Below are 24104 nucleotides of genomic sequence, written 5' to 3' on the forward strand. Positions count from 1 at the left end.
TTGCTTTATATTGTTAAAGAACGTTGCGACGTTGTCGCTAGGGATGCGTATAATACATCCTTAATTTTTCGAGTCAATACTTAATTTCAAACTTTCTTTCGATTATTTGAAACCGAAGTTTCACTTAACTCTCTGCTACGTTGTTCAGCGTCTTTCGTTGCTGCCCGCCGTGTCAGTGGGGTCGCATTATAGGGAGATGGATTTTTTACGCAAGCACTTTTTTCAATAAAATTTAAAAAAACGCACTGTTCGCTCAGCTTTTGAACTAAACACCCTAAAACTGGCTGTTTAGCAGTCAATTTAGCTCTGTTTTGGTGTATTTATTTGCTTCGCTGTTACACTAGACTGAGCGCATTTTAAAATTAAAAGGTGAATTTATGACTATCCGTTCTTATAAAGGGATCACTCCGACATACGATAATAGTGTTTATATTGATGAGTCATCGGTTTTAGTGGGTGATATTACGCTTGGTAAAGATTCAAGTGTATGGCCTCTTGTTGCTGCGCGAGGTGATGTTAACTATATACGTATTGGTGAACGTACGAACATTCAAGATGGCAGTGTTTTACATTTAACACGTGCCTCTCAGTCAAACCCCGATGGCTACCCTCTTATTATTGGTGATGATGTCACTGTTGGTCATAAAGTTATGCTACACGGCTGCCAACTTGGTAATCGTATACTTGTTGGGATGGGCGCAATTGTGATGGACAACGCAATTGTTGAAGATGATGTGATCATTGGTGGTGGTTCATTAGTACCACCTAACAAGCGTTTAGAGTCTGGTTACCTTTATGTCGGTAGCCCTGTAAAACAGGCTCGCCCTTTAACAGAGCAAGAGCGCGCCTTTTTAAATATCTCTGCTGATAATTATGTTCAGCTTAAAGATGAATACTTAGCTGAGGGCTAAAACACCTCGGTTAATTCGATTTGTCCTGCCGAGTTATACTGCTCATCTTCGATCAGCTGCTCGGCGAGCTCTTCGTAATCGAAACGATAAGATTCAAAGTAATTAACTGCACTGCTTTGATCTGCAAAATCATACTTGCTGGTATCAATAACACACTCCACCATAAAGCCACTAACTTGAGCAAAAAACACCAACTGCTTTTCTTCAGGCTTAAATTCGAGTCTGTCTATAAATTGGATAGCTTGATTCACGCAATTTCTCCTGCTTTAAGCGCGCTAACAACGGGGATGATTTCTGGCATTTTATTGCGCCATACAAAATAAGCCTGTGCCGCTTGACCAACAAGCATGCCACAACCATCGAGAGTTAAACATGTTGGGTTAATCGACTTAACCCAACATGTAAATGTCGTATCATCATTCGCGTAAAACATATCGTAAGCGCACTGACACTTAGCAACGCACTCTTTTGCTATACCAGGCAGGTCTCCCGTTACGCTACTTGAGGTTGAATTAATCACCACATCATAGTTGTTTGCTGGGATATCATTCAAAGCAAAGCCCTGCACATCAATTTCACCATTAAAATGACTCGCTAGCGCCTTTGCTTTTTCGGCGGTACGGTTGGCTATTGTTAAGCTTTCGATTTGCTCATTCAATAATGGCTGAATGACGCCTCGCGCCGCACCACCAGCGCCAATAAGAAGTACTCGCTGCCTTTTTAAGTTGACTTTATTGGCTAAAAGATCTTTAACAAGCCCTACACCATCGGTGTTATCCCCCAGCAGGCTACCATCTTCGAGTTGTTTAATCGTGTTTACTGCTCCGGCTATTTTCGCTTGCTCTGTAAGTTCATCGACCATGGCAAACGCTTGCTCTTTAAATGGCAAGGTGACATTAGCCCCTTTACCACCCGCAGCGAAAAACTCAGCGACAGTTTTTTCAAATGCATCTGTTGGTGCTAAAATGGCGCTGTATTGTATTTGCTCGTTTAATGATGCAGCAAATTGTGCGTGTATTGCGGGTGATTTCGAATGTTTTATTGGATTTCCAAAAACCGCGTATTTGTCCATAGTGAAGCAACCTCTTCGCCCTGTAGAGCTTTATTAATATTATGATTAAACGACTTTTTTCTAAATCGAAACCAACGCCTGAAACACCTACCCCAGAAAAAACACCTTACGAAATTATTGGCGGTGAAGCAGGAGCTCGAGCAATTGCAAATCGATTTTACGACATAATGGCCACAGATGAATACGCCAAACCATTATATGATATGCATCCTCAGCCTTTAGATAGAATTCGCCAAGTCTTCTTTGAGTTTTTATCTGGCTGGCTGGGCGGCCCTGACCTATTCGTTGAAAAATATGGTCACCCAATGCTAAGAAAGCGTCACATGCCTTTCCCTATTGATCAAGACCTACGTGACCAATGGATGCATTGTATGAATAAAACGCTTGATATCGAGATTGATAACCCACTCCTGCGCGAAGGGTTAAGACAATCGTTATCGCAACTCGCCAGCCATATGATCAATCAAAACTAACGAAGTTTTGCGCTATATCAATGTACGCTTTTTCTAAATAAAGATAATAAATTTTCCTGAATTTAGAAAAAGCGTCGTCGAATGAAGTCTATACAATTTAAAATTTATGCCTTGTTGGCACTGACAGGCGTATTGGTATTATTTGCCAGTATATTCAGCAGCGCTCAGCAACAGCATGAATTAGCGCAAGATACCGTTGAAAGTAACATAAAACTGCTTGCCGATAATTATTTTGACTCAATTAATACCATGATGCTAACTGGCACCATGGCTAATCGCGAAATTCTGAGTACTAAATTAAGAAGCCATCCTAATATTGCAGATGCTCATATCATTCGTAGTCCAATCGTTAATAAAATTTATGGGCCAGGAAATGCCAACCAAGTTGCGACTAACGATGCTGAGCGAAAAGCGCTAACAGGCACTGAAGCACTATTTATTGATAATCAAAATAGTACGATGACTTATCTAAAGCCTATGTTTGCTCGCAGTGATTATAAAGGAACAAACTGCTTAGGCTGCCATCAAGCACAAGAAGGCGATGTGTTAGGTGTAGTGAAAATTAGTTATTCGTTGGCTGATATTGAGCAAGAAGTATCGCAAAACACCTTAATGAACACGCTACTACTAGCGGCTATTTTCATTACTGCATTTTCACTACTAGCTGTGATGTTTAGAAAAATATTCATCAAACGCTTAAAAGTCATTAGCCACACCATGCACCTGGCAACCACCAATAAAGATTTAAGCCTCACGGTAAATGACAGTAATAATGACGAGCTTAGCTCTCTCGCCACCAGCTTTAATCACATGATAGGCGCGTTTAAAGATAATATTGCCCAAGTCTCCCATTCTTCTAAGGTATTGATCCACTCAGCCGAAAGCATTTATGCCTCAGCGGATACCACCGAGCAAGCGATCTTAAAGCAAAAGCAAGGGACAGATTCGGTCGCTGCCGCCATCAACGAATTAGAAAGCTCATCAAGCGAAGTAAAAAACACCACCCATTTTGCCTCTGAGAAGTCTGAGCACAGTAATCAACTTGCGCAGCAAAGCTTACATGTTGCTGAGCACACTGAGCAAAGTATTAATCAACTTGCGGCAGATGTTAGAGCAGCAGCTGAGCAAGTAAGTCAACTACAAACGCAAACGTTAGACGTTGGTAAAGTACTCGAGGTGATCAGTAGCATTGCCGAGCAAACTAACTTACTTGCACTTAATGCTGCGATTGAGGCAGCTCGTGCTGGTGAAGCTGGCCGAGGCTTTGCTGTGGTAGCCGATGAAGTACGTACTTTAGCAACCCGTACCCATGACTCAACCGACGAAATTCGCCGCACTATCGATAAACTACAAGCTGAAGCAGCACAAACCGTTAATACCATGAATAACTCTTGCGAAGAAGCAGACGAAAGAGCAGTTCAAGTTAAGCAAGTTGCAAAAGCTCTACGTGATATTTCTTCGCAGATGAGCGAAATAAATCAACTTAACGTGCAAATCGCTGATGCCACTGAACAGCAAAATCTAGCAGCTGAAGAAATTAACCAAAGCGTTATAGCAATTAGTGACAATGCCGAGCACTCATTGGTTGATGCCCATGAAAACCAAAAAGTCAGTGAAGAGCTGTTGTCGTTAGCACGGTCACTGGATGAACAAGTAAGACGCTTCAAATTAAGCTAAATTGCGCACTTTTCGTGCAACTGCTAGAGTTGTTATATACATTTCATAGTAAATAAGGATGTTTAAATGAAATTTATAACAACTCTTTTAGTCTGCATTGGGATTATTGCAGCGCTATTATTTACCTATCAGCACAGCGTGAATGATACTGCTGATCAACTAAGCACGATTGATCAATATATTTATCAGGATGATATTCAACAGATTGCTCAATCTCTTATCAGTCAAGATAAAACCTCTCAGAGCGATAAACATGAACAAAGCATTGTTGATGGTTTTGATAAGCTTATTCAGCACCCTGAATATTTTGAGGTGAAACTTGATTTCTACGCCTGTGATATTAGTCAATGCTTAACACAGGTTAATGCCCCCATTGATACACCATCTGATAAGTTAGAGATATTAAAAGCAGAAGTGCTATTTAGTGTCTTGGCAGAGCTGCCTAACAGTGACAGTGTCGCCACCCTCGTTGAGGGTGACAACACAATGTTGATTAGAGTGGTTTCAATACTTGATTAAAGCTGCCACTGACGTGCAACTAAATCTGATTCTTTGCTGTTTAACCAATCTTGCGGACGTAAATAGTACTGATACAGCTTAGCTTCTGGGCTATCTGCAGCAGGTACATAGTTATACTCCCAACGTGCTAATGGTGGCATCGACATCAAAATTGACTCAGTACGTCCGCCTGTTTGTAAGCCAAATAATGTACCGCGGTCCCAAACAAGATTAAATTCAACATAACGACCACGACGATACAGTTGGAAATCGCGTTGCTGTTCGGTTGTCGGCGTGTTTTTACGGCGTTCAATAATAGGAAGGTAAGCATCTAAATAGCCATTTCCTACCGCCTGCATAAAGGCAAAGCTTTGTTCAAAGCCAAGCTCATTTAAATCATCAAAGAATAAGCCACCAACACCACGTGTTTCGCTACGGTGTTTTAGATAAAAGTAATCATCACACCAGTTTTTATATTTGTCGTAAACTGCTGCACCGAATGGCTGACATAAATCGCTTGCCACCTGATGCCAATGTTGTACATCTTCAAATACAGGGTAATAAGGTGTTAAATCAAAACCACCGCCAAACCACCAAATTGGATCTTCACCTTCTTTTTCGGCAATGAAGAAACGCACATTGGCGTGACTCGTTGGAATATGTGGATTATTAGGATGGATCACTAATGACACACCACATGCATGAAAACTACGACCTGCGAGCTCTGGACGATGCGCTGTTGCAGATGCTGGCATTGACGCGCCAAAAACATGCGAGTAGTTTACCCCACCCTGTTCGATGACATTACCACCTTGGATAACACGAGTACGACCACCGCCGCCTTCTGCACGTTGCCAATTATCTTCAACAAATTTTGCTTTGCCATCGGCACTCTCAAGACCCTGACAAATTGTATCTTGTAAGGCCATTAAATAGGTTTTAACTTGTTCGAGTAGCTCGCTTTGCATGTTTATCCTCTAAATACTTTGCCGGTCGCAGCGTCTTTGATCACACTTGGTTGGCTGTTGCCACCTAACGGCTCATCAACATAAAAATCTACCGTGTCTGCAAATTCGCTTTTCGCTTGTGCGATAGTCATTACCGTTTCTTGACCGGTTAAGTTTGCACTTGTTGAAACTAACGGCTTACCAAATTGCTGACACAGGGCTTTTACTGTTGGGTGATCAGTTACACGCACAGCAATAGTATCAAATTGACCCGTTAACCACTTTGGCGTTTCTTTTGCTGCCGGCATCACCCAAGTGATAGCACCTGGCCATTGTGAAAAGATATCAGCACGTTTATCCATGGGGATTTTGGCATCATCTACATACTTTAATAACTGGCCATAATTGTCAGCAATTAAAATTAAGCCTTTTTCTACAGGGCGTTGTTTGATGGCTAAAAGCTTTTCAACCGCAGCTTGGTTATCAGGATCGCAACCAAGACCAAAAACAGCTTCGGTTGGGTAAACAATCACACCGCCTTGCTGCAAAGCGTCAATTGCATTGGCTGGTTGTGCAACAGGATCAGACAAAGAAACTCTCCTAAATAAACAAATTACAAGTGCATTAAGATTCGACTAACTTATGCATACACGACTTCTGCGGGCATTGTAACACAACACCTGAGGCAGTTTTCTTTTCGGTCATAATTGGCCACTGACAGGCAGGACACTCGGTCGCCACAGGTTTATGATTAAGCGTATATTTACAGCGCGGATAGCCATCACAAGAATAAAAGGTTTTGCCAAACTTATTACTACGCGCAACCAGCTGGCCTTTTTTGCATTTTGGGCAAGCAGGTAATTGAGGGGCACCGTCAGGCTCTTCATCATGTGCAATATAGTGGCACTCGGGATAGCCCGTACACCCAATAAACATGCCGTAGCGGCCATTTTTAATTACCAATGGCTTGCCACATTCTGGACAGGCACTGTCTTCGAGTACTTTTATTTGTTGGCTATCGTGATGAGCTAATGGGCGGATGTAGTCACATTTAGGGTAACTGGCACAGCCTAAAAATGGCCCTGACTTTGAGTTGCGCATAACCAATTCAGAACCGCATTTAGGGCAAACCTCATACTCTTTTTCGAGTGCATGTTTATCTGCAGAAAAAAGAGAATGGTCGATTTTACTCATAAGATTCCTGTGGGGTTGGCTAATTTTCGCCTAATATACCCAAACTCAACAAAGATACAAGCAAAGTCGAATTAATGTAATACATCGGTTGGTTCGTCAAATATTAAGTCTTCCATTTGTGCGTAAGCTTGCTCTGATCCAGGTACATTAAATAACACCATCAGCACTACCCACTTTAGATCTTCCAAAGAAATAAATGGTTTATCTAAAGCGCAAAGCCTATCTATCACCATTTCGCGGGTTACGGTGTTAATCACACCAATTTGCTCAATAAACATTAAAAAGCCGCGACACTCAACACTTAACATTTGGCATTCACTATCTGTGTAAATACGCATAGCATGTTGTGGTTGGGCATTAAGGTACGGGTAGATATCGCTTTGTTGTAAGTCTGCAAGTTGCTCTAGCCAATCAAGGGCTTTGTAGATTTCAGGTTTGTTGAAGCCAGCACGAACTAACTCATCGGTAAGTTCGTTCTCTTCAGTAAAGATTTCAGCTTCACTATGGATATAGTTTTCAAAAAGATACATGAGGATGTCAAACATGTTTATGTCCTCCCAGTCTTATATAACCATCTAGTACTCGTTCGATTTTATCTGCGAGCTCTAGGTCGAGTAACCGAGCTTGTACTTCGTCTACAGGTAATTGGCTGCGCTGTGTTATTTGGTCAACACTTGTTACCTCATACCCTATACTTTTGAACACTGGGCAGTCGGGTTCATCTGCTATGGGCTGTTCTATACTATATAGACTGTTTTCACAGAAAAAGCTCACTTCATCAAGAATATCACTAATATTTTCTGTCAATTTAGCGCCTTGCTTAATTAAAAAATGACTCGCCTCTGAAAGTGGGCTTTTTATCGAACCCGGCACTGCAAACACTTCTTTATTCTGCTCAAGTGCATAGCGTACGGTAACCAAAGAGCCACTTTTAATCTGCGCTTCTAAAATCAACACACCTAATGATAATCCAGAGATAATACGGTTTCGGCGCGGAAAATTAGCGGCATTAGCAGCAGTGCCTGGTAAGAACTCAGAAACCAATAAGCCCCGCTCTGCAACTTGTTTAATGAGCAAACTATGGCGTTTGGGATAGGCAATATCGATACCCGTACCAAGTACAGCAATGGTGTTTCCTGTTCCTGCTAATGCACCTTTATGGGCTGCGCCATCAATGCCCAAAGCCATACCAGATGTCACCGTCATGCCAACAGAAGATAATTGATAAGCAAATTCAGCGGCTATTTCAAGCCCTGTTGGTGTGGCATTACGGCTACCGACAATTGCTATTTGTGGTGACCGTAATAGCTCAGTGTTACCTAAACAAAATAATAAGATAGGTGCACTGGCTATTTGTTTGAGTAAGGGCGGATAGTTGCTATCAAAATAACTGATCACTTTGATTTTAAGCGTTGATATCTGCTCTTGATAGTGGGCGACTAATTGCCAGTCGGTATTAACTAAGTTATCGGCTTGGCTTTGTGATAAGCCCAGCTGCTGAAGTTCTAAACTAGATAACTTAAATAGCTCATCCAGTGGCTGCTTTTGACTTAATGCAATAAGGCTTTTTATCCCAAGCCCTTTACATAAATAAAAGGCAAGCCAATGGGATAGCTTGCCTGAAACCTGTGCCATGCTCCCTCCTTAGAGCGCCCAAATTGTGAGTTAGTTTATAACTGCATAATCTCCAACTCGGATAGGGTGCTGATTTTTCACAATCAATGCGTAGCTAACGTTGTCATATACCTTAAACACCATTAGTTCACCGACTTTTTCCTTTGGCATATGCCATACACTACTGTCTTCGTCACTTTCGATACCGAACAGCTCATTTGCGTCAGTCATGAATTTCTCAAGGCTGTTAGAGTCTTCGCGGTAGCGAGGACCATTGCGGCCGTCATACACTTCTGGTGATTGACGTTGAATATCGAGGACGAAACCCGGTTTCACTTGGTCCGAGCCTAAGTTTAGTACAACAATATCCATGGTACTAAATTCACGCATTTCATTAGCTGACGCGATTATCGTGCCATCTAATGCCGTGTCTGGACGTTTCATTGTGAAATAGGCAGGCAACATCTGCCCTTCCATTGCTGGCATTAAAAAGTCATGCGGCTTAATTTCTTGTTTTACTAGCTCAACCTTAACTGAGGCAGGAACGCCATTTGCTACATCACCGCTTCTAAATGAGCGAACAATCGCCACAAGCTCAGCTTTATTCGCCAATACTTCATTGGTCTTTGGATCAACAAGGTCATTTCCTTTTCGATAAACCCCATACGCTTCATTTAAATGCAGGTCACCTTTAACATAGAGTGTATGCCCCAAGGTGTTCATTTTAGTATTAACACTAGCGCCTAAAATATAGGGTTTATCAGCAATAATTTCGGCACTAATCGCTTGCTCATAGCTTAAATATGGGCGTAATAATTCCAATGGTAAGGTAGGCACTGCATTTTTGCCTTTTGGAGTGATTCGCCCTTCTGGAGAGAGTTTTTTATAACGCGCATTTTTAACTAAACGAGGATTTCCGTCTTTATCGTAAATTAAAGTGAGCGCATCACCCGGGTATATTAAATGTGGATTCGCAATTTGTGGATTCATTTGCCATAAGTCAGGCCATTGCCAAGGCTCATCTAAATACACACCAGAAATATCCCAAAGTGTGTCGCCCTTTTTTACAACGTATTGTTTTGGCGCATCTTTTTTTATTGTTAACACATCAGCAATTGCAGGAAAAGCACTGCTAAAGGCTAGCAAAGCCGCAACTAGTGGGTATCTCATTTGGCTTCCTTGTGTTGTTTTTCGATTATTATCAACCAAAACCTGTTAAAGGTGAACACGAATGGCTAAAATAAGAGCATACAATACCCTAAATGAATCACAAGTGTAAAAGGTAACTATGGCTAGGTTAGAAGTTTTAAGATTTCCGGATGAGCGTTTACGTACAATCGCGAAAGAAGTGCCAGAAGTAAACGATGAAGTTCGTCAAATCGTCAAAGACATGCTTGAAACTATGTATGACGAAAACGGTATCGGCTTAGCAGCAACGCAAGTAGATATCCACCAGCGCATTGTGGTGATCGATGTATCTGAAGAGCGCGACCAACCGTTAGTGTTAATCAACCCAGAAATCACCAAAAAAGATGGTTCAACTGTGAGTGAAGAAGGCTGTTTATCTGTTCCTTACTCATACGCAAAAGTTGACCGCGCAGAAACAGTTACTGTTAAAGCGCTTAATGAAAACGGTGAAGAATTCAGCCTTGACGCTGACGAGCTATTAGCAATTTGTATTCAGCATGAGCTTGACCACCTTAAAGGCACCCTATTTATTGATTATCTATCGCCTTTAAAGCGCCAACGTATCCGTAAAAAGCTTGAGAAAGAAGCTAAGCTGGCTGCTAAATCATAAGTTAATCAATAGGAATATCTGTGACACAACCATTACGCATTATTTTTGCTGGTACGCCGGATTTCGCTGCGCGCCACTTACAAGCACTGATTGACTCAGAGCACGACATTGTTGGTGTATATAGCCAACCTGATCGCCCAGCGGGCCGAGGTAAAAAGCTAAAAGCCAGTGAAGTTAAAGAGCTGGCACTTGCTCATGATTTACCTGTATTTCAACCGCAATCACTCAAATCAGATGAAGCACTTGCAGAGCTTACCAGCCTGAACGCCGATATTATGATTGTAGTGGCGTACGGCTTACTGTTACCAAAAGCGATTTTAGATGCACCGCGCTTAGGCTGCTTAAACGTGCATGGCTCTATTTTACCGCGCTGGCGTGGTGCTGCACCGATCCAACGTGCTATTTGGGCTGGTGACAATGAAACTGGTGTAACAATAATGCAAATGGATGAAGGCTTAGATACAGGCGATATGCTGCATATCAGCCGTTGCCCAATTGATAGCACAGAAACCAGTAGCTCTTTATACGATAAATTAGCTGCATTGGGTCCTGATGCACTGATCAGTACAATCAACCGTCTTGCTGCAGGTGAAATCACTCCAGAAAAGCAAGATGACGCACAAGCTAATTACGCTAAAAAGTTATCAAAAGACGAAGCCAATATTGATTGGTCAATGGATGCTGCGCAAATTGAGCGTAATATCCGCGCTTTTAATCCATGGCCTGTTTGTTTTACCGAAATGGCAGGACAAACAGTAAAAATTTGGCAAGCCGAAGTTGTATCGCAAACTGCACAAGCCGGTAAAATCATTGCTGCTGATAAGCAAGGTATTACTGTTGGCTGTGGGCAAGATGCACTTAAAATCACCCTTCTTCAACCGCAAGGTAAAAAACCAATGGCTGTTACTGACTTTTTAAATGGTCGCAGTGATTGGGTCGAGCCTGGCTCAGTATTAGGTCAAAGCAATGAGTAATGTAAGAGCACTTGCTGCTGAAACCCTTTACAACGTAGTCGATAAAGGCGCGTCGCTTAATCAAGAGCTACCTTTTGCAAGCCAGGGTTTATCGCCGAAAGATAAAGCTTTACTACAACAAATTTGCTACGGTGTGCTGCGCTATTTACCTAGCCTAGAAAATTATTGCCAGCAACTTTTAGATCAACCACTAAAAGGTAAGCGCCGTATTTTCCAGTTCTTGTTGTATGTGGGTATTTACCAACTTCAACATATGCGTGTACCACCTCATGCAGCAATCAGCGAAACGGTTAATGCGCTTCAGCAAATGCGCGCACTGGGTTTAAAAGGTCTGATTAACGCGATTTTACGCAGTTTCCAACGTGAGCAAGCTGAGCTTGAAGAAAAAGCAAAGCAAATTCCTGTTTGCAAATTTAACCACCCAGGTTGGTTTATCAAACAAGTTACTGCAGCTTATCCTGATAACTGGCAAGAAATTCTTGAAGCGAATCAGTTGCAAGCACCTATGTGGTTACGTGTAAACCAAGCGCAGTACAGCACCCAAGAATACAGCGAGATGCTTAAAGCAAATGATATTGAGCATATCCTTAATGCTGATTTTCCTGATGGTATTAAACTAGCTAAACCGTGTGATGTATACGCATTACCAGAGTTTGATACCGGTGCCTGCTCAGTTCAAGATGCAGCGGCACAATTAGCAGCACGCTTTTTAGATCCACAAAATGATGATGTCATTTTAGATGCGTGTGCAGCGCCAGGTGGTAAAACGTGCCATATCTTAGAACTTGCCGACGCTGACGTATTAGCACTAGATAGCGACAGCGAGCGTCTAGAACGTGTTAAACAAAACTTAGTGCGTATTGGCTTGGCAGCCGATCTACAATGTGCCGATGCTTCACAACCCCATATCTGGTGGGATGAACAGCAATTCGACCGTATTTTGCTTGATGTGCCTTGTTCAGCAACTGGCGTGATCCGTCGTCACCCTGATATTAAGTGGTTACGTCGTGCATCTGATATTGAAGATCTAGCTAACTTACAAGGCGATATCCTAAATAGCATTTGGCCTCTACTTAAGCCTGGTGGTACGTTAGTTTATGCGACCTGCTCTGTATTACCGCAAGAGAACCAACAACAAGTTGCTAAGTTCCTTGCCAATAATCAAAGTGCTGAACACATACCTTTGCATGAAAACGACACCCCTACGTTACCTGGTCTGCAATTACTGCCTGGTGAAAGTGACGGTTTCTATTACGCAAAGCTAGTTAAAAAACACTAATAAGAACAAGCTATGAAAATAATCATACTCGGTGCCGGACAAGTTGGTGGCACATTGGCAGAAAACCTCGTAGGTGAGCAAAATGAGATCACCGTTGTCGATATCGACGGTAACCGTTTGCGAGAGCTACAAGATAAGTACGACTTACAAGGTGTTACCGGTCACAGTGCGCATCCCGATGTATTGCGTCGCGCAGGCGCAGAAGACGCCGATATGATTATTGCCGTAACCAGTTCAGATGAAGTGAACATGGTTGCTTGCCAAGTTGCTTATAGTATTTTTAACACACCAACCAAAATTGCCCGTATTCGCTCAGAGCAATACTTAAAGTACCGTGAAAAGCTATTTCATAATGACGACTTACCTGTTGATCACTATATTGCTCCTGAAGCGCTGGTAACTAAGTATATTCGTCGCTTAATCGACTATCCGGGTGCTTTACAGGTATTACAATTTGCCGATGGCATGTTATCGCTGGTTGCGGTGAAAGCCTATTACGGTGGTTTGCTGGTGGGTTATGCACTTTCAGCCTTGAAAGAACACATTCCGAATGTCGAAACCCGGGTAGCGGCTATTTATCGTCAAGGTAAAGCGATTAAACCGCTTGGCACAACCGTTATCGAAGCGGACGATGAAGTGTTCTTTATCGCTGCAACAAAGCATATTCGCGCAGTCATGAATGAACTTCAAAAGCTCGAACGTTCATACAAAAAGATCATGATCGCCGGTGGTGGTAATATCGGTGCGGGCCTTGCGCGTTCACTTGAGAAAAACCACAGCGTTAAGCTGCTTGAGCGCAATAAAGAGCGTGCAGCACAGCTTTCTGAAATGCTTGATAACACCGTCGTATTTTGTGGCGATGCCTCTGATCAAGAACTGTTATCTGAAGAACATATTGAACAAGTAGATGTTTTCATTGCTGTTACCAATGATGATGAAGCAAACATTATGTCTGCGATGCTGGCAAAGCGTATGGGCGCACAAAAAACCATGGTGCTTATTCAGCGTGGCGCATATGTTGACCTAGTACAAGGTGGTGAAATTGATATTGCTATTTCACCTCAGCAAGCCACTATCTCGGCGCTGTTAACACACGTACGTCGTGGTGACATTGTTAACGTTTATTCGTTACGTAAGGGTGCTGCGGAAGCCATTGAAGCTGTTGCTCATGGTGATGAGCATACTTCTAAAGTTGTTGGCCGAGCAATTGCTGATATTAAGCTACCAGCTGGAACAACCATTGGTGCAATTGTACGTAACGATGATGTGCTGATTGCCCATGACGATACCGTTATTCTGTCTGGCGACCACGTTATCATGTTCTTGATTGATAAAAAGCACATTACGGTTGTTGAAAAGCTATTCCAAGTAAGTGCTATCTTCTTGTAAACGAATGCTTATAAACGAAAAAAGCAGCCATGACAGCTGCTTTACGACTCTTGAAGTGAAAGTACCTAACTTTTCTAAAAGATTCTACTGAATTTGAGCAAACTCTTCTTTTGAAAGTTCGCCATTACCATCGCTATCTAGCTCTGGAAATAACTTTTCAAGCTGCATATTTGCAGATGCTTCTTCTTTGCTGATCACACCATCACCGTCGGTATCGAACGTTGCAAAGCTTACGCCTTGTGCAAAGGCTGCTGATGATGTTGCTAGTGCTAAAATTGCGATTGTTGTGCTCAACTGTTTCATAATAACTACCTTAAATTTTAAAGAGTGAAATCCGTTTCTGAGATCCTTGTTAAGTGGAAACTGGTATAACTACGTACTAATTCAGTTATTCGGCTTCAGAGAACTCAGCTTCAGTAAGAACGCCGTCGCCATTCACATCTAGTGTTTTAAACTGCGACATAATTTTTGCGTCAACGGCTGCTTCACTTTTGCTAACCACGCCATTACCGTCAACGTCTAGAGTGTCAAAGTCAGATGCTGCAAAAGCTGCTGATGATGATGCAAGTGCGATTAAAGCTAATGTTTTGTTTACTGTTTTCATAATCATATTCCTTCAATATTAAGAGTGTAGCTGATCACACTTCCAGTGTTGTCCTTTGTCATGGATTCCCTTATCCATTTAGGCTGTCTTTGGCAGCTCAGAACTAATCAGCTAAAAAAACTGGTTTTGCTTAATCACATTAAGCTTTTGAAAATTCTTGTTTCGATAACTCACCGTTACCGTCAGTGTCTAGTTCACTGAATTTGCTCATAAGCTCTGCATCTACCGATGCTTCGCTTTGGCTGATAACACCATTGCCATCAACATCTAAGGTATCGAAGTCACTCATCGCAAATGCTGCAGATGAAGATACAAGTGCCATAAGTGCTAGTGTTTTATTTACTGTGTTCATAATGTCATTCCTTCAAAATGTGTTGTCTTGAGTTAGAAATCCTTTTCAGTGCGTCCTTACAATGAAATTAAGCTTTTGAGTACTCTTGTTTTGACAGCTCACCGTTGCCGTCTGTATCAAGCTCTTTAAATTGGCTCATTAATGCTTCGCTTACAGATGCTTCGCTTTTGCTGATTGCGCCATCACCATTAACATCTAATGTGTCAAAGTCAGCGGCAAATGCTGCAGATGAAGTTGCAAGAGCTACAAGTGCTAAAGTTTTGTGTAACGTTTTCATAATCACTATTCCTTCAATGTTGTCTCAACTGTGATAAAGGATATGTTCCTGAATCAGTTTTTCTCTGTGTTCGCTAAGACTATTTCAACTTCGATGCCAAAGTTAAAAAGAACAATAAAATCAGTGCATTAAATTAAAACACCGAGAATTAGGGGGAAATAACGCGATTTATTTGTTGCTGTTTTGCAACAAGCTCGGTGGTTGGTTTTTTATCACCTTTAAAATCAATAAGTTACAAAGATTAAAATAGAGACAATAGCGATTAATTCGGATTAGAAAACAGAAAAGTTAGGGATTGGAAAATAAACTCTATCTGAACAACAAAACTTAAAGAAAAAAATCGAAATTAATTTAATTAGTAATACATTGATTTAATTGGTTATTTAAATTTATTTATAAAATAATTTTAATATCTGTAGGGTTAAATTGAGGAAAATAGCCATTTTGTTGCAAAATGGCGAATTGGCATTAACTATCCAACACTGAAAGGTCAATTAAGTGCTCTTTCATAAACGCTTTCATTTCATCTTCACTGGTATCAAGCTGTACACCGAACATAAAGCCACCCGCTCGCTTGCGTACGCTGCATACCTTGCCACTAAACTCACGTTTACTTAGGGTGATTTGGCAGCTTTGTCCTTTAAAAGCGCTTAAGTCCTCCTTGCTATTAATATCAAACTGCACACCTGTCACAGAAATATCTTTAATAAGCCCTGCCAGTTTTTGCTCTGCAATGACTAAGTTTGCAGGGAATAACGTAGGAATACGCGCTTCACTACGCAAACTATAAAGCTGCACTTGCTGAGGGAAGTCAAGAAAGATTAAGCGATAAGGGTGCGATGATAAGGCGCTTATTTGCTGGCGAAAAGCAATTACTTGACCACCGCCCGCTTCGAGCACAGCCCGTATAATCACCATCACACCGTCTTTGATGAAATCACTGCCGTTCGCCAATCGCTTTGAGGAAGGGTAATTTAAGATGATGTATTGCTCATTCATCAAGCCAATAAACTCTGTTTTCACACGCTTACTATTTGTTGGTGTGATAATTTCCACATCAACTAAGCTACCAGCAGGAATACAGGTTAACTTTTCTAAATTTAATTGCTTTTGGGTTTTTGGCACTTTTTTGATCTCCATTCCTAGAGAGTTATCCGCCGTTTACCCTCGCCAAAACGTTGGGGTAAATAACACTAATAAAGTAAATATTTCTAAACGACCAAATACCATCGCAATAGTAAGTAGCCATTTTGCCGTATCAGAAATCGCGCCGTAATGAGCAGCGACTTCACCTAAACCAGGGCCTAAGTTATTTAAGCAAGCAGCGGTTGCTGAGAATGCACTGATGTTATCCATACCGGTGCCCATCAGCGCCAACATAATAATGACGAACACTAACGCATAGGCTGAGAAAAAGCCCCAAACGGCTTCTACAACTTTATCTGGGAGTGCTTTTCGGCCTAATTTAATTGAATAAATAGCCCTCGGGTGCACTAGACGATTAAGTTCACGAATACCTTGTAGGTAAAGTAAGAACACCCGCACGACCTTCATACCACCACCGGTAGATCCGGCACAGCCGCCAATAAAACTTGAAAAGATAAGTAAAATAGGTAGGAACAGCGGCCATGCTGAGAAGTTATCAGTCGCAAAGCCCGCGGTTGTACTCATTGAAACCGCTTGGAACATGGCTTGGTCGAGAGTCTCATCACCATCGGCATAAATATTATTTGATGACAGCACAGTAAAGCAGACAATAACTAAGGCTAATTGAATCAATAAAAACACTTTGAATTCAGGGTCGCGTAAATAAACACGAATATTGCGTGACGATACAGCTGCATAGTGCAGCGAGAAGTTAATGGCTGCGATCAGCAAAAACACGACACAGATAAAGTTAATTAATGGGCTATCAAACTGCCCCATTGATGCGTCGTAGGTAGAGAAGCCGCCAATCGCAATCGTAGAGAATGCATGACATATTGCATCAAACCAATCCATCCCTGCAGCCCAGTATGCAAGCGTACAGGCAATCGTCAGCGATACATAGATATACCAAAGGTGCTTTGCAGTATCGGCAATACGCGGTGTCATTTTTGAGTCTTTAACCGGACCAGGTGTTTCTGCACGGTATAGCTGCATACCACCGACACCTAGCATAGGCAGTACCGCGACCGCTAGTACGATGATCCCCATACCACCTAGCCATTGCAGTTGCTGGCGATAAAAGAGCACTGATTTAGGTAGGTATTCTATGCCCGTAAGTACGGTAGCCCCTGTCGTTGTCAGCCCAGAAAAGGCCTCAAATACGGAGTCAGCTAGGGAGAGGTTAGGTTCTTGTAAGAACACTAAAGGCACCGCAGCGAAGGTACCTAGTACTAACCAGAACAAGACCACAATCAAGAAGCCTTCACGGGCTTTAAGATCACCATGTTCATGACGGTTTGGATAATAAGCCGCTAAACCAATTACAACACTAAAGATAAAAGCGAGAACGAATGGCACACCACCACCGTCTTTGTAGATCAAAGACACCAGTGCCGGTGGCACCATAGTGATACTAAATAACGCCACCAGCTGGCCGAGAATTTTTATTATGGTACGAAATTGCATCTAGGCGTATCGCTTTCTTATTAAATGTTTAGCTAATACAGTTTATTGTCTTACAGGCTTAATTGTAAGTAAACGGAATGTATTATTTTTACATTTCAAACTTTTCTGACTTTTAGGCTAACTTCGCCATGAGTCAATTCATGGATATCAGCAATCGCTTGCTCTGCCTGACGGCTATCGATTTCAATTTGCCAAGTGATGTTCTCTGCAAATTGTTTTTCGATATTAAGCACCTGATACTGATTTTTTAATAACTGCTCGATTGCACCTTGTACGCTGTAATCACTTTGGCCAACCAGCTCAACACTCGGTACCTTGGTAATGGTTTTAAGCTCGCGCATGGCATTATTTAAACTACCGCCGTAAGCGCGAACTAGCCCACCTGTACCAAGCTTGATGCCCCCGAAATAACGGGTTACCACCGCTGTAATTTCACCAATACCAGAACCTGTTAATACATTAAGCATTGGTTTACCTGCTGTGCCATTGGGTTCACCATCATCAGAAAAACCATACACATGACTGCCACCGGGGTTACCCGCAACATGTGCCCAGCAATTATGACGAGCATCGCTGTATTTATCTTGAATTTCTTTAATAAAGGCTTTTGCTGCCGCAAGATCAGGAGTGTGGGCAATATGCACAATAAAGGTGCTTTTTTTGATTTCTTCTTGGTAAAAAACCGGCTCAGCCGGATATTGGTATTCAGACATAATTGCTTATCTAAAAAAATGGGGCCTATTGGCCCCGATATTCACGAACCTTTATCGTTAATCTAAGTGTAGATCACGCGTCATGTTTTCTAGGCTATCTTCATGAACGATAATATTATCTTCAATACGGATACCGCCAAATGGCTTAAGCGCTTCAACTTTTTCCCAGTTAATAAACTGTTTGTTGTCAGTTTGCGCAAGGTCACCTAATAACGAGTCGATAAAGTATAAACCAGGTTCAATAGTAAATACTTGGTTCTTTTCGATTAAGCGAGTGCAACGTAGGAAAGGATGACCTTCCGGTGGTGCTTGGTGCGCACCTGTATCATCAGCCATAAAGCCACCCATATCGTGAACTTGTAAACCAAGGTGGTGACCAAGACCATGCGGGAAGAACGTCGACGTAATACCACGTTCCACAATTTCAGCGGCTGGTAATTTCACAATATTAAAGTCGCTTAGTACTTGCGCTACACGCTGGTGACAATCTAAATGCAATTCACCGTATAACAGACCTGGCTTTAATGCTTTACCTAAAGCGATTTGATGCTCAGTCATTACTTTAATTAAGTCGCTAAATTCACCTGACTTTTTAAAGTCATAAGTACGTGTGATATCAGCAGCATAACCATTAAAGTTTGCACCAGCGTCAATAAGGAAAGAATGATGCGTTTGCGGCGCTTTAGGTTCAAAATGCGTGTAATGTAAAATTGCACAGTTCTCATTTAGTGCAACGATATTACCGTAAGGCATTTCGTTTTCACTCTGGCGGGTAGCCATGAGGTAAGCTTGCTGAATATCAAACTCTGAACCACCAGCAAAAAACGTATCACGTGCTGCTTTATGGCCATCTACCGCGATACGGTTAGCTTGTCGTAAACACTCAAGCTCGTATTGTGTTTTATAAGCACGATGAAAATGCAAGTAGTTCATCACTGGCTCTGGATTCATAATGCTAAAGCCCAGTGCTTGCGCTACTTCTAAATATTCACCGATATAAGCATATTTAGCTTTATCATAAGGAAGCAGTTTTTCTACCTGATCTGGCTGTACTAATAATTCAATATCAAAATACTCAGCCCAAAAATCACGTGGTTCGTCAGGCACTTTATGCCAAAAGTCGACAGGACGATAAAAAATCAGTTTCGGCTTAGATGCACCATCAACCACAATCCAGCAATGTGGGTTGTCGATCACTGGTAACCAAGCTTTAAATTGCGGATTCACCTTAAACGGATAATACATGTCATCTAAAAACTGACGTTTAGCCTGACCTGAGTGAATTACTAACCCTTCTAAACCTTCACGCTCTGTAATTGTACGAGTGCGTTGTTGCAAGGTTGCAATATGTTCGGCGTATAGCACCGCTAATTTATCCATAGTAAACCCATCTTTAGTAAATTTAACTTGTTAGAAGTCTATCATAGCCAGCACTATCCCCCAACTGAGGGAGGATAGTGTGGCAAATCGAGTTTAACCACCCATCGACATATCAAGGATTGGCGCTAGAACATTGCCATCGCGTCCTAATCGAGTGTGATAAACCTGTCTGTAAGCAAACACGTTTTTAACGTAGTTTCGTGTTTCTGTGTAAGGAATTAACTCAATCCACAGCTCTGCTGGCATAGCTTGCTCTGGGATCCAACGTTTAATACGATGGTAGCCCGCATTATAAGAAGCCGTTGCTAGGATTTCGTTGCCATGATTTTTCTTTTTCAAATACTGCAAATACTCACTACCAAGACGAATATTAGTACGAGGCTGATATAACTGTTTTCGTGATACCGAGCTCTTATTCATATATTTAGCAGTGCTTGGCAACAACTGCATTAAACCATGGGCATTTGCATGAGAACGCGCATCCGGTGCAAAAGAGCTTTCACGGCGTGAAATTGCAATGCTCCAAGCGACATCAATATGGCTACGACTACTATAAGTGGCAAACACATTCTTAAATGCAAATGGGAAACGTAAGTCGACATAGTCCCACTCTTTTATTTGCGCTAAGGTGTAGATGGTACTGTCATACCAATCAAGTTCAGCAGCAAGCAAAGACGCGGCGAGCTTTTCTTCTTTGGTTGATGTATCCGTTAAATAATTCCATTCACGACGCGCAGAAGTAAAACGCTCAAGCTCATACAAAGCGCGAGCGCGCTTAAAGCCAGGGGCATTGGCCACCTCAAGCTTTAACTTGTTACTTATATTAATTTCTTTATTATTTAAGCTAACCGGAACACCTAAGCGTGCGGACGCTAAAAAGCCGTAATAGTCACGCTCTTTAGCCACTGTTTGCCAAATCTCACGAGCACGTTCGACTTCACCACGTTGATTTAAGCTATACGCCAGCCAATATTGCTGACCAAGGCTCAAGTTTTCTTTACCGGTGAAAAACGCCACTATGCCAGACCAATCTTGCCTCTCTAGCATATTACCAAGTTGCCATTGCATTAACTTTTGAGTTTGGCGTTCTTTAGGCACCTTATTTAACCAAAAGCGTGCTTGTTGATGACCGCTTGAGGCAAGCGATAACGCAAAGCTGTAGTAAACGTCTGCTTTTTGCTCGTCAGTGTAATTAAACATGGTTTCGAGTTTTTCCCATGCACGTAATGCAAGGTCTTTATCTCGCCATACTAAGCGCTTCACACCATAAATCGCGATTTGCCCTTCTTTAGCAGACTTTTTCTTATAACGATAAAGACCCGCCGAAGCACTTGGGTCTTTGCGTACCTTTAAATATAAATCAGCTAAATATTGATCAGCACGAGGCAATAATGTTTTTAAATATGGAATTAAACTCGATGAGCCTCCTTCGGCAGCTAAGCTAATACGCTGCCAAACTCGCTCTTCGGTCTGGTAGCCTTTTTTCTTCCAAAGTGAGAACAACTCATCACATTCTTTTGGCTGAGATTTTCCTACCACCCATAAATCTGTTACTTGGTTCATGATGGCTTTTTCAGGGGCACCTAAGTCCAATTGAAAACTTAAATAAGGACAAGTTAATTCGTTATTGCTTGTTTCGCGGTAGTTACGAATATAAGCCGCTTTTTTATTATACTTTTTTAAATAATTAAGCCATGCCTTACGCACAGGCCACTCTAATGGCGTGTTTTGGTAAACATTGAGGTAGTCCTCGATTTCGGTCTGGTGTTTAAGGCTTGGATTCCGTTGCCAATAAGCCTTTTCGACATAAGGTTTCAATGGGTGATCAAGCCCATTTGCCGCCTCTTTCATGTCTTGATAATCACCGTAACGCGCCTTTTTTTCTGCTTTTAAAAAAGCGTCATGTTTATCGTTGGCTTCAGCTGCAAAAAAAGGAAAAAGTAATGCGGCAGCTGTCCAACCAAGGAGTTGTTTTTTCATGATGACCTTTAACAAAAATTAAAGAATTAATAACAAAAAACTTCTGCTACACCTTAGCACCAAACCAGCTATATTTTAACCAATCGCGATAAAGCGTAGTAAATTTTTCGTTGCATTTTCATTTTAAAGCAAGCACACTGATTGAAATGCAAACTCATCGTACCAGTCTTAGTTAATAAACTAGGGAGAATAATAATGTTATATAAAAGCGATTCATTTGAAGTTGCTTTCATCAAGGACAACATCGCCGAGTTTAAGTTCTGTGCAGACGGCTCAGTAAATAAACTTTCGCAGCAAACCTTGCAAGATTGCGCTTTAGCATTAAAAGAATTGGCAACAAACTCAGATATCAAAGGCATGGTGTTCACCAGCGATAAAGATCATTTCATTATCGGTGCCGACATTTTCGAATTTTTACCTACCTTCACTAAGCCTCAAGAAGAACTTGTTGCATGGATCAAAAATGCAACTGACGTTTTTGATGCAATTGAAGATTTACCTTTCCCAACGCTAAGTGCTGTAAACGGCATGGCGCTTGGTGGTGGATGTGAGTGGGCACTTGCTACCGATTACCGCGTTGCTAGCTCTAACGCTAAAATTGGCCTACCTGAAGTTAAACTAGGTATTATGCCTGGTTTTGGTGGTACAGTTCGCCTTCCACGCCTTATTGGCGCTGATAATGCGATGACATGGATCACTACAGGTAAAGAAAACCGCGCCGCTGATGCCCTAAAGGTAGGTGCATTTGACGCAGTAGTTAGTGCTGACAAACTTTTAGAGTCAAGTATTGCAACACTTGAGCAAGCAATTGCTGGCAAGCTAGATTGGCAAGCAAAACGACAAGTAAAATTACAGCCACTGAAAATGAACCGTGTTGAGCAAGGTATGAGCTTTGCGATGGCGGAAGGCATGGTAATGGGTCAGACAAAAGGTCACTACCCAGCACCTGTTATGGCTGTAAAAACAATCAAAGCTGCGGCAAACTGTGAACGCGCTGAAGCAATGGCGATTGAAAACGCTAACTTTGCTAAATTAGCAGCAACAAGCGAAGCTGCTGCGCAAACAGGTATTTTCTTAGCTGACCAATACATTAAAGGTAAAGCGAAGAAGCAAGCTAAACACAGTGAGCTTGAGATCAAACAAGCTGCTGTATTAGGTGCTGGTATTATGGGCGGTGGTATTGCATACCAGTCTGCTTATAAAGGCACACCTATTATCATGAAAGACATCAACCAAGATGCACTTGATTTAGGTATGGGTGAAGCATCTAAGCTACTTGGCAAAAAAGTACAACGTGGCCATATGGCGATGGATAAGATGGTTGCTACCTTAGGCAAGATCAAGCCAACGCTAAACGATGCAGACTTACAAAGCGCAGACATCGTTGTTGAAGCTGTGGTTGAAAACCCTAAAGTGAAGCAAGCTGTTCTTGCGGGCCTTGAAAAAGACTTACCAGCGGGCACTATCCTAACTTCAAATACCTCAACAATTCGTATTGACGAGTTAGCATCGGCACTTGAAAAACCAGAAAACTTCTGTGGTATGCACTTCTTTAACCCAGTGCCAAAAATGCCATTAGTAGAAATCATTCGTGGTGAAAAAACATCAGAAGCAACAATTAATGCCGTTGTTGATTACGCATTAAAACTTGGTAAATCACCAATCGTTGTAAACGACTGCCCTGGTTTCTTTGTAAACCGCGTACTATTCCCTTACTTTGCAGGTTTCAGCAAGCTTGTTGTTGAAGGTGCTGACTTCACTAAAGTTGATAAAGTGATGGAAAATGTATTTGGTTGGCCAATGGGTCCTGCCTATCTTCTTGATGTTGTAGGTATCGATACAGCTTACCACTGTACTGGTGTAATGGCTGACGGTTTCCCTGAGCGTATGGCTCGCCAAGATAAAGACCCTGTTACTGTATTTGCAAACGAAAAACGCTTTGGTCAGAAAAATGGTGCTGGTTTCTACCAATACGCGCCAGACCGTCGTGGTCGCTTGAAAAAAGCAAAAGATGCTACAGCAACAGAGTTACTCAGTGCTATTACTGATGCACCTAAAGACTTCGATAAACAAGAAATCATTGACCGTTGTATGATCCCGATGATCAACGAAGTACTACTTTGTTTACAAGAAGGTATCGTAGCGTCACCACAAGAAGCTGACATGGCGCTAATTTACGGCATTGGTTTCCCTCCATTTAGAGGCGGTGCATTCCGTTACTTAGATCAAACTGGTTTAGCGAACTTTGTTGCAACAGCAGACAAATACGCTCACTTAGGTGCGATTTACCAAGTATCAGATGAAACTCGCAAGTGGGCCGAAGAAGGCCGTGTATTCTATAAGGTGGAAGGATAAGAAA

Annotated in this window: 26 protein-coding genes; 9 read left to right on the forward strand and 17 right to left on the reverse strand. The window is 41.9% G+C overall.

Features of this window, described 5'->3' with window-relative positions:
- The first annotated feature begins 377 nt into the window (after nt 1-377).
- Complete coding sequence (locus NO991_RS19150; RefSeq protein ID WP_054554755.1) at nt 378-911, forward strand: gamma carbonic anhydrase family protein; 534 nt, start codon at nt 378-380, stop codon at nt 909-911.
- Here the strand turns inward: NO991_RS19150 and NO991_RS19155 are convergent.
- Both NO991_RS19155 and aroE read right to left on the reverse strand, forming a co-directional pair.
- Nucleotides 908-1162 carry a DUF1488 domain-containing protein gene (locus NO991_RS19155; protein WP_054554756.1) on the reverse strand — a complete coding sequence of 85 codons (255 nt, stop codon included), beginning with the start codon at nt 1160-1162 and terminating at the stop codon, nt 908-910. The genes NO991_RS19150 and NO991_RS19155 overlap by 4 nt on opposite strands.
- Nucleotides 1159-1983, reverse strand: a complete 825-nt coding sequence (aroE, locus tag NO991_RS19160; RefSeq protein WP_300357306.1) for a shikimate dehydrogenase — start codon at nt 1981-1983, stop codon at nt 1159-1161. Before aroE ends, NO991_RS19155 begins: the two co-directional genes overlap by 4 nt.
- Before the next feature lie 41 nt (nt 1984-2024).
- On the opposite strand from aroE, the gene NO991_RS19165 reads away from it, so the two are divergent.
- The 3 genes from NO991_RS19165 (at nt 2025) to NO991_RS19175 (ending at nt 4652) form a co-directional block, all read left to right on the forward strand.
- Nucleotides 2025-2456 carry a group II truncated hemoglobin gene (locus NO991_RS19165; protein WP_054554758.1) on the forward strand — a complete coding sequence of 144 codons (432 nt, stop codon included), beginning with the start codon at nt 2025-2027 and terminating at the stop codon, nt 2454-2456.
- A gap of 81 nt (nt 2457-2537) precedes the next feature.
- Nucleotides 2538-4133, forward strand: a complete 1596-nt coding sequence (locus NO991_RS19170; protein ID WP_054554762.1) for a methyl-accepting chemotaxis protein — start codon at nt 2538-2540, stop codon at nt 4131-4133.
- Nucleotides 4134-4199: 66 nt separating this feature from the next.
- Nucleotides 4200-4652: a hypothetical protein gene (locus NO991_RS19175; RefSeq protein ID WP_235374141.1), complete on the forward strand. Its 453-nt coding sequence runs from the start codon at nt 4200-4202 to the stop codon at nt 4650-4652.
- Here the strand turns inward: NO991_RS19175 and hemF are convergent.
- The 6 genes from hemF to NO991_RS19205 form a co-directional block, all read right to left on the reverse strand.
- Nucleotides 4649-5599, reverse strand: coding sequence for an oxygen-dependent coproporphyrinogen oxidase (gene hemF, locus NO991_RS19180; RefSeq protein ID WP_209328564.1), 951 nt, complete (start codon nt 5597-5599; stop codon nt 4649-4651). The genes NO991_RS19175 and hemF overlap by 4 nt on opposite strands.
- Nucleotides 5600-5601: 2 nt before the next feature.
- Complete coding sequence (locus NO991_RS19185; protein ID WP_062564610.1) at nt 5602-6168, reverse strand: L-threonylcarbamoyladenylate synthase; 567 nt, start codon at nt 6166-6168, stop codon at nt 5602-5604.
- A 34-nt stretch (nt 6169-6202) separates the two neighbouring features.
- On the reverse strand, nt 6203-6772 hold the full coding sequence (locus tag NO991_RS19190) for a type I DNA topoisomerase (protein ID WP_138617973.1): 570 nt from the start codon (nt 6770-6772) through the stop codon (nt 6203-6205).
- A gap of 71 nt (nt 6773-6843) precedes the next feature.
- A complete protein-coding gene (locus NO991_RS19195) occupies nt 6844-7317 on the reverse strand; it encodes a DUF494 family protein (protein ID WP_054554767.1) in 474 nt (157 codons plus the stop codon).
- Entirely contained in the window at nt 7310-8407 is a 1098-nt protein-coding gene (dprA, locus tag NO991_RS19200) for a DNA-processing protein DprA (protein ID WP_300357326.1), read from the reverse strand. Before dprA ends, NO991_RS19195 begins: the two co-directional genes overlap by 8 nt.
- A gap of 30 nt (nt 8408-8437) precedes the next feature.
- Nucleotides 8438-9556 (reverse strand): LysM peptidoglycan-binding domain-containing protein, encoded by a 1119-nt coding sequence (locus tag NO991_RS19205; protein WP_054554769.1) that lies wholly within the window; start codon nt 9554-9556, stop codon nt 8438-8440.
- A gap of 118 nt (nt 9557-9674) precedes the next feature.
- Between NO991_RS19205 and def the strand changes: the two genes are divergently transcribed.
- From def to trkA, 4 genes are read left to right on the forward strand one after another with little or no spacing between them, the layout of a single operon-like run.
- Nucleotides 9675-10184 carry a peptide deformylase gene (gene def, locus NO991_RS19210; protein WP_054554770.1) on the forward strand — a complete coding sequence of 170 codons (510 nt, stop codon included), beginning with the start codon at nt 9675-9677 and terminating at the stop codon, nt 10182-10184.
- Nucleotides 10185-10204: 20 nt separating this feature from the next.
- Nucleotides 10205-11158, forward strand: a complete 954-nt coding sequence (gene fmt, locus NO991_RS19215) for a methionyl-tRNA formyltransferase (RefSeq protein WP_054554771.1) — start codon at nt 10205-10207, stop codon at nt 11156-11158.
- Nucleotides 11151-12437: a 16S rRNA (cytosine(967)-C(5))-methyltransferase RsmB gene (rsmB, locus tag NO991_RS19220; RefSeq protein ID WP_138602071.1), complete on the forward strand. Its 1287-nt coding sequence runs from the start codon at nt 11151-11153 to the stop codon at nt 12435-12437. The genes fmt and rsmB overlap by 8 nt, the downstream gene beginning before the upstream one ends.
- Before the next feature lie 12 nt (nt 12438-12449).
- Nucleotides 12450-13826 carry a Trk system potassium transporter TrkA gene (trkA, locus tag NO991_RS19225; RefSeq protein ID WP_371352312.1) on the forward strand — a complete coding sequence of 459 codons (1377 nt, stop codon included), beginning with the start codon at nt 12450-12452 and terminating at the stop codon, nt 13824-13826.
- Between the two features lie 84 nt (nt 13827-13910).
- Here the strand turns inward: trkA and NO991_RS19230 are convergent, their stop codons facing one another.
- The 9 genes from NO991_RS19230 to NO991_RS19270 form a co-directional block, all read right to left on the reverse strand.
- Nucleotides 13911-14129 (reverse strand): EF-hand domain-containing protein, encoded by a 219-nt coding sequence (locus NO991_RS19230; protein WP_054554774.1) that lies wholly within the window; start codon nt 14127-14129, stop codon nt 13911-13913.
- Nucleotides 14130-14214: 85 nt separating this feature from the next.
- Nucleotides 14215-14430 (reverse strand): calmodulin, encoded by a 216-nt coding sequence (locus NO991_RS19235; protein ID WP_054554775.1) that lies wholly within the window; start codon nt 14428-14430, stop codon nt 14215-14217.
- 139 nt (nt 14431-14569) lie between these two features.
- Nucleotides 14570-14782, reverse strand: coding sequence for a calmodulin (locus tag NO991_RS19240; protein ID WP_054554776.1), 213 nt, complete (start codon nt 14780-14782; stop codon nt 14570-14572).
- 67 nt (nt 14783-14849) lie between these two features.
- Nucleotides 14850-15059 carry a calmodulin gene (locus NO991_RS19245; protein ID WP_054554777.1) on the reverse strand — a complete coding sequence of 70 codons (210 nt, stop codon included), beginning with the start codon at nt 15057-15059 and terminating at the stop codon, nt 14850-14852.
- Between the two features lie 468 nt (nt 15060-15527).
- Nucleotides 15528-16184 carry a flagellar brake protein gene (locus tag NO991_RS19250; RefSeq protein ID WP_300357340.1) on the reverse strand — a complete coding sequence of 219 codons (657 nt, stop codon included), beginning with the start codon at nt 16182-16184 and terminating at the stop codon, nt 15528-15530.
- 36 nt (nt 16185-16220) lie between these two features.
- Nucleotides 16221-17672: a TrkH family potassium uptake protein gene (locus tag NO991_RS19255; protein ID WP_054554779.1), complete on the reverse strand. Its 1452-nt coding sequence runs from the start codon at nt 17670-17672 to the stop codon at nt 16221-16223.
- 95 nt (nt 17673-17767) lie between these two features.
- A complete protein-coding gene (locus NO991_RS19260) occupies nt 17768-18385 on the reverse strand; it encodes a YigZ family protein (RefSeq protein ID WP_138602067.1) in 618 nt (205 codons plus the stop codon).
- Nucleotides 18386-18442: 57 nt separating this feature from the next.
- On the reverse strand, nt 18443-19765 hold the full coding sequence (gene pepQ, locus NO991_RS19265) for a Xaa-Pro dipeptidase (RefSeq protein WP_054554781.1): 1323 nt from the start codon (nt 19763-19765) through the stop codon (nt 18443-18445).
- A gap of 93 nt (nt 19766-19858) precedes the next feature.
- Nucleotides 19859-21745 (reverse strand): transglycosylase SLT domain-containing protein, encoded by a 1887-nt coding sequence (locus tag NO991_RS19270; RefSeq protein WP_054554782.1) that lies wholly within the window; start codon nt 21743-21745, stop codon nt 19859-19861.
- A gap of 195 nt (nt 21746-21940) precedes the next feature.
- Between NO991_RS19270 and fadB the strand changes: the two genes are divergently transcribed.
- Complete coding sequence (gene fadB / locus NO991_RS19275; RefSeq protein WP_054554783.1) at nt 21941-24100, forward strand: fatty acid oxidation complex subunit alpha FadB; 2160 nt, start codon at nt 21941-21943, stop codon at nt 24098-24100.
- Nucleotides 24101-24104 lie beyond the last annotated feature (4 nt).

It is taken from the genome of Pseudoalteromonas sp. DY56-GL22 (assembly GCF_041414715.1).
GTDB classification, from domain to species: domain Bacteria; phylum Pseudomonadota; class Gammaproteobacteria; order Enterobacterales; family Alteromonadaceae; genus Pseudoalteromonas; species Pseudoalteromonas simplex.

What these genes read in the sequence shown, in the direction of transcription:
- NO991_RS19150 (WP_054554755.1), top strand. Translation starts at nt 378, where the DNA reads ATGACTATCCGTTCTTATAAAGGGATCACTCCGACATACGATAATAGT.
- aroE (WP_300357306.1), bottom strand. Translation starts at nt 1,983, where the DNA reads ATGGACAAATACGCGGTTTTTGGAAATCCAATAAAACATTCGAAATCA.
- NO991_RS19165 (WP_054554758.1), top strand. Translation starts at nt 2,025, where the DNA reads ATGATTAAACGACTTTTTTCTAAATCGAAACCAACGCCTGAAACACCT.
- NO991_RS19170 (WP_054554762.1), top strand. Translation starts at nt 2,538, where the DNA reads ATGAAGTCTATACAATTTAAAATTTATGCCTTGTTGGCACTGACAGGC.
- NO991_RS19175 (WP_235374141.1), top strand. Translation starts at nt 4,200, where the DNA reads ATGAAATTTATAACAACTCTTTTAGTCTGCATTGGGATTATTGCAGCG.
- hemF (WP_209328564.1), bottom strand. Translation starts at nt 5,599, where the DNA reads ATGCAAAGCGAGCTACTCGAACAAGTTAAAACCTATTTAATGGCCTTA.
- NO991_RS19190 (WP_138617973.1), bottom strand. Translation starts at nt 6,772, where the DNA reads ATGAGTAAAATCGACCATTCTCTTTTTTCTGCAGATAAACATGCACTC.
- NO991_RS19195 (WP_054554767.1), bottom strand. Translation starts at nt 7,317, where the DNA reads ATGTTTGACATCCTCATGTATCTTTTTGAAAACTATATCCATAGTGAA.
- dprA (WP_300357326.1), bottom strand. Translation starts at nt 8,407, where the DNA reads ATGGCACAGGTTTCAGGCAAGCTATCCCATTGGCTTGCCTTTTATTTA.
- NO991_RS19205 (WP_054554769.1), bottom strand. Translation starts at nt 9,556, where the DNA reads ATGAGATACCCACTAGTTGCGGCTTTGCTAGCCTTTAGCAGTGCTTTT.
- def (WP_054554770.1), top strand. Translation starts at nt 9,675, where the DNA reads ATGGCTAGGTTAGAAGTTTTAAGATTTCCGGATGAGCGTTTACGTACA.
- rsmB (WP_138602071.1), top strand. Translation starts at nt 11,151, where the DNA reads ATGAGTAATGTAAGAGCACTTGCTGCTGAAACCCTTTACAACGTAGTC.
- trkA (WP_371352312.1), top strand. Translation starts at nt 12,450, where the DNA reads ATGAAAATAATCATACTCGGTGCCGGACAAGTTGGTGGCACATTGGCA.
- NO991_RS19230 (WP_054554774.1), bottom strand. Translation starts at nt 14,129, where the DNA reads ATGAAACAGTTGAGCACAACAATCGCAATTTTAGCACTAGCAACATCA.
- NO991_RS19235 (WP_054554775.1), bottom strand. Translation starts at nt 14,430, where the DNA reads ATGAAAACAGTAAACAAAACATTAGCTTTAATCGCACTTGCATCATCA.
- NO991_RS19240 (WP_054554776.1), bottom strand. Translation starts at nt 14,782, where the DNA reads ATGAACACAGTAAATAAAACACTAGCACTTATGGCACTTGTATCTTCA.
- NO991_RS19245 (WP_054554777.1), bottom strand. Translation starts at nt 15,059, where the DNA reads ATGAAAACGTTACACAAAACTTTAGCACTTGTAGCTCTTGCAACTTCA.
- NO991_RS19255 (WP_054554779.1), bottom strand. Translation starts at nt 17,672, where the DNA reads ATGCAATTTCGTACCATAATAAAAATTCTCGGCCAGCTGGTGGCGTTA.
- NO991_RS19260 (WP_138602067.1), bottom strand. Translation starts at nt 18,385, where the DNA reads ATGTCTGAATACCAATATCCGGCTGAGCCGGTTTTTTACCAAGAAGAA.
- pepQ (WP_054554781.1), bottom strand. Translation starts at nt 19,765, where the DNA reads ATGGATAAATTAGCGGTGCTATACGCCGAACATATTGCAACCTTGCAA.
- NO991_RS19270 (WP_054554782.1), bottom strand. Translation starts at nt 21,745, where the DNA reads ATGAAAAAACAACTCCTTGGTTGGACAGCTGCCGCATTACTTTTTCCT.
- fadB (WP_054554783.1), top strand. Translation starts at nt 21,941, where the DNA reads ATGTTATATAAAAGCGATTCATTTGAAGTTGCTTTCATCAAGGACAAC.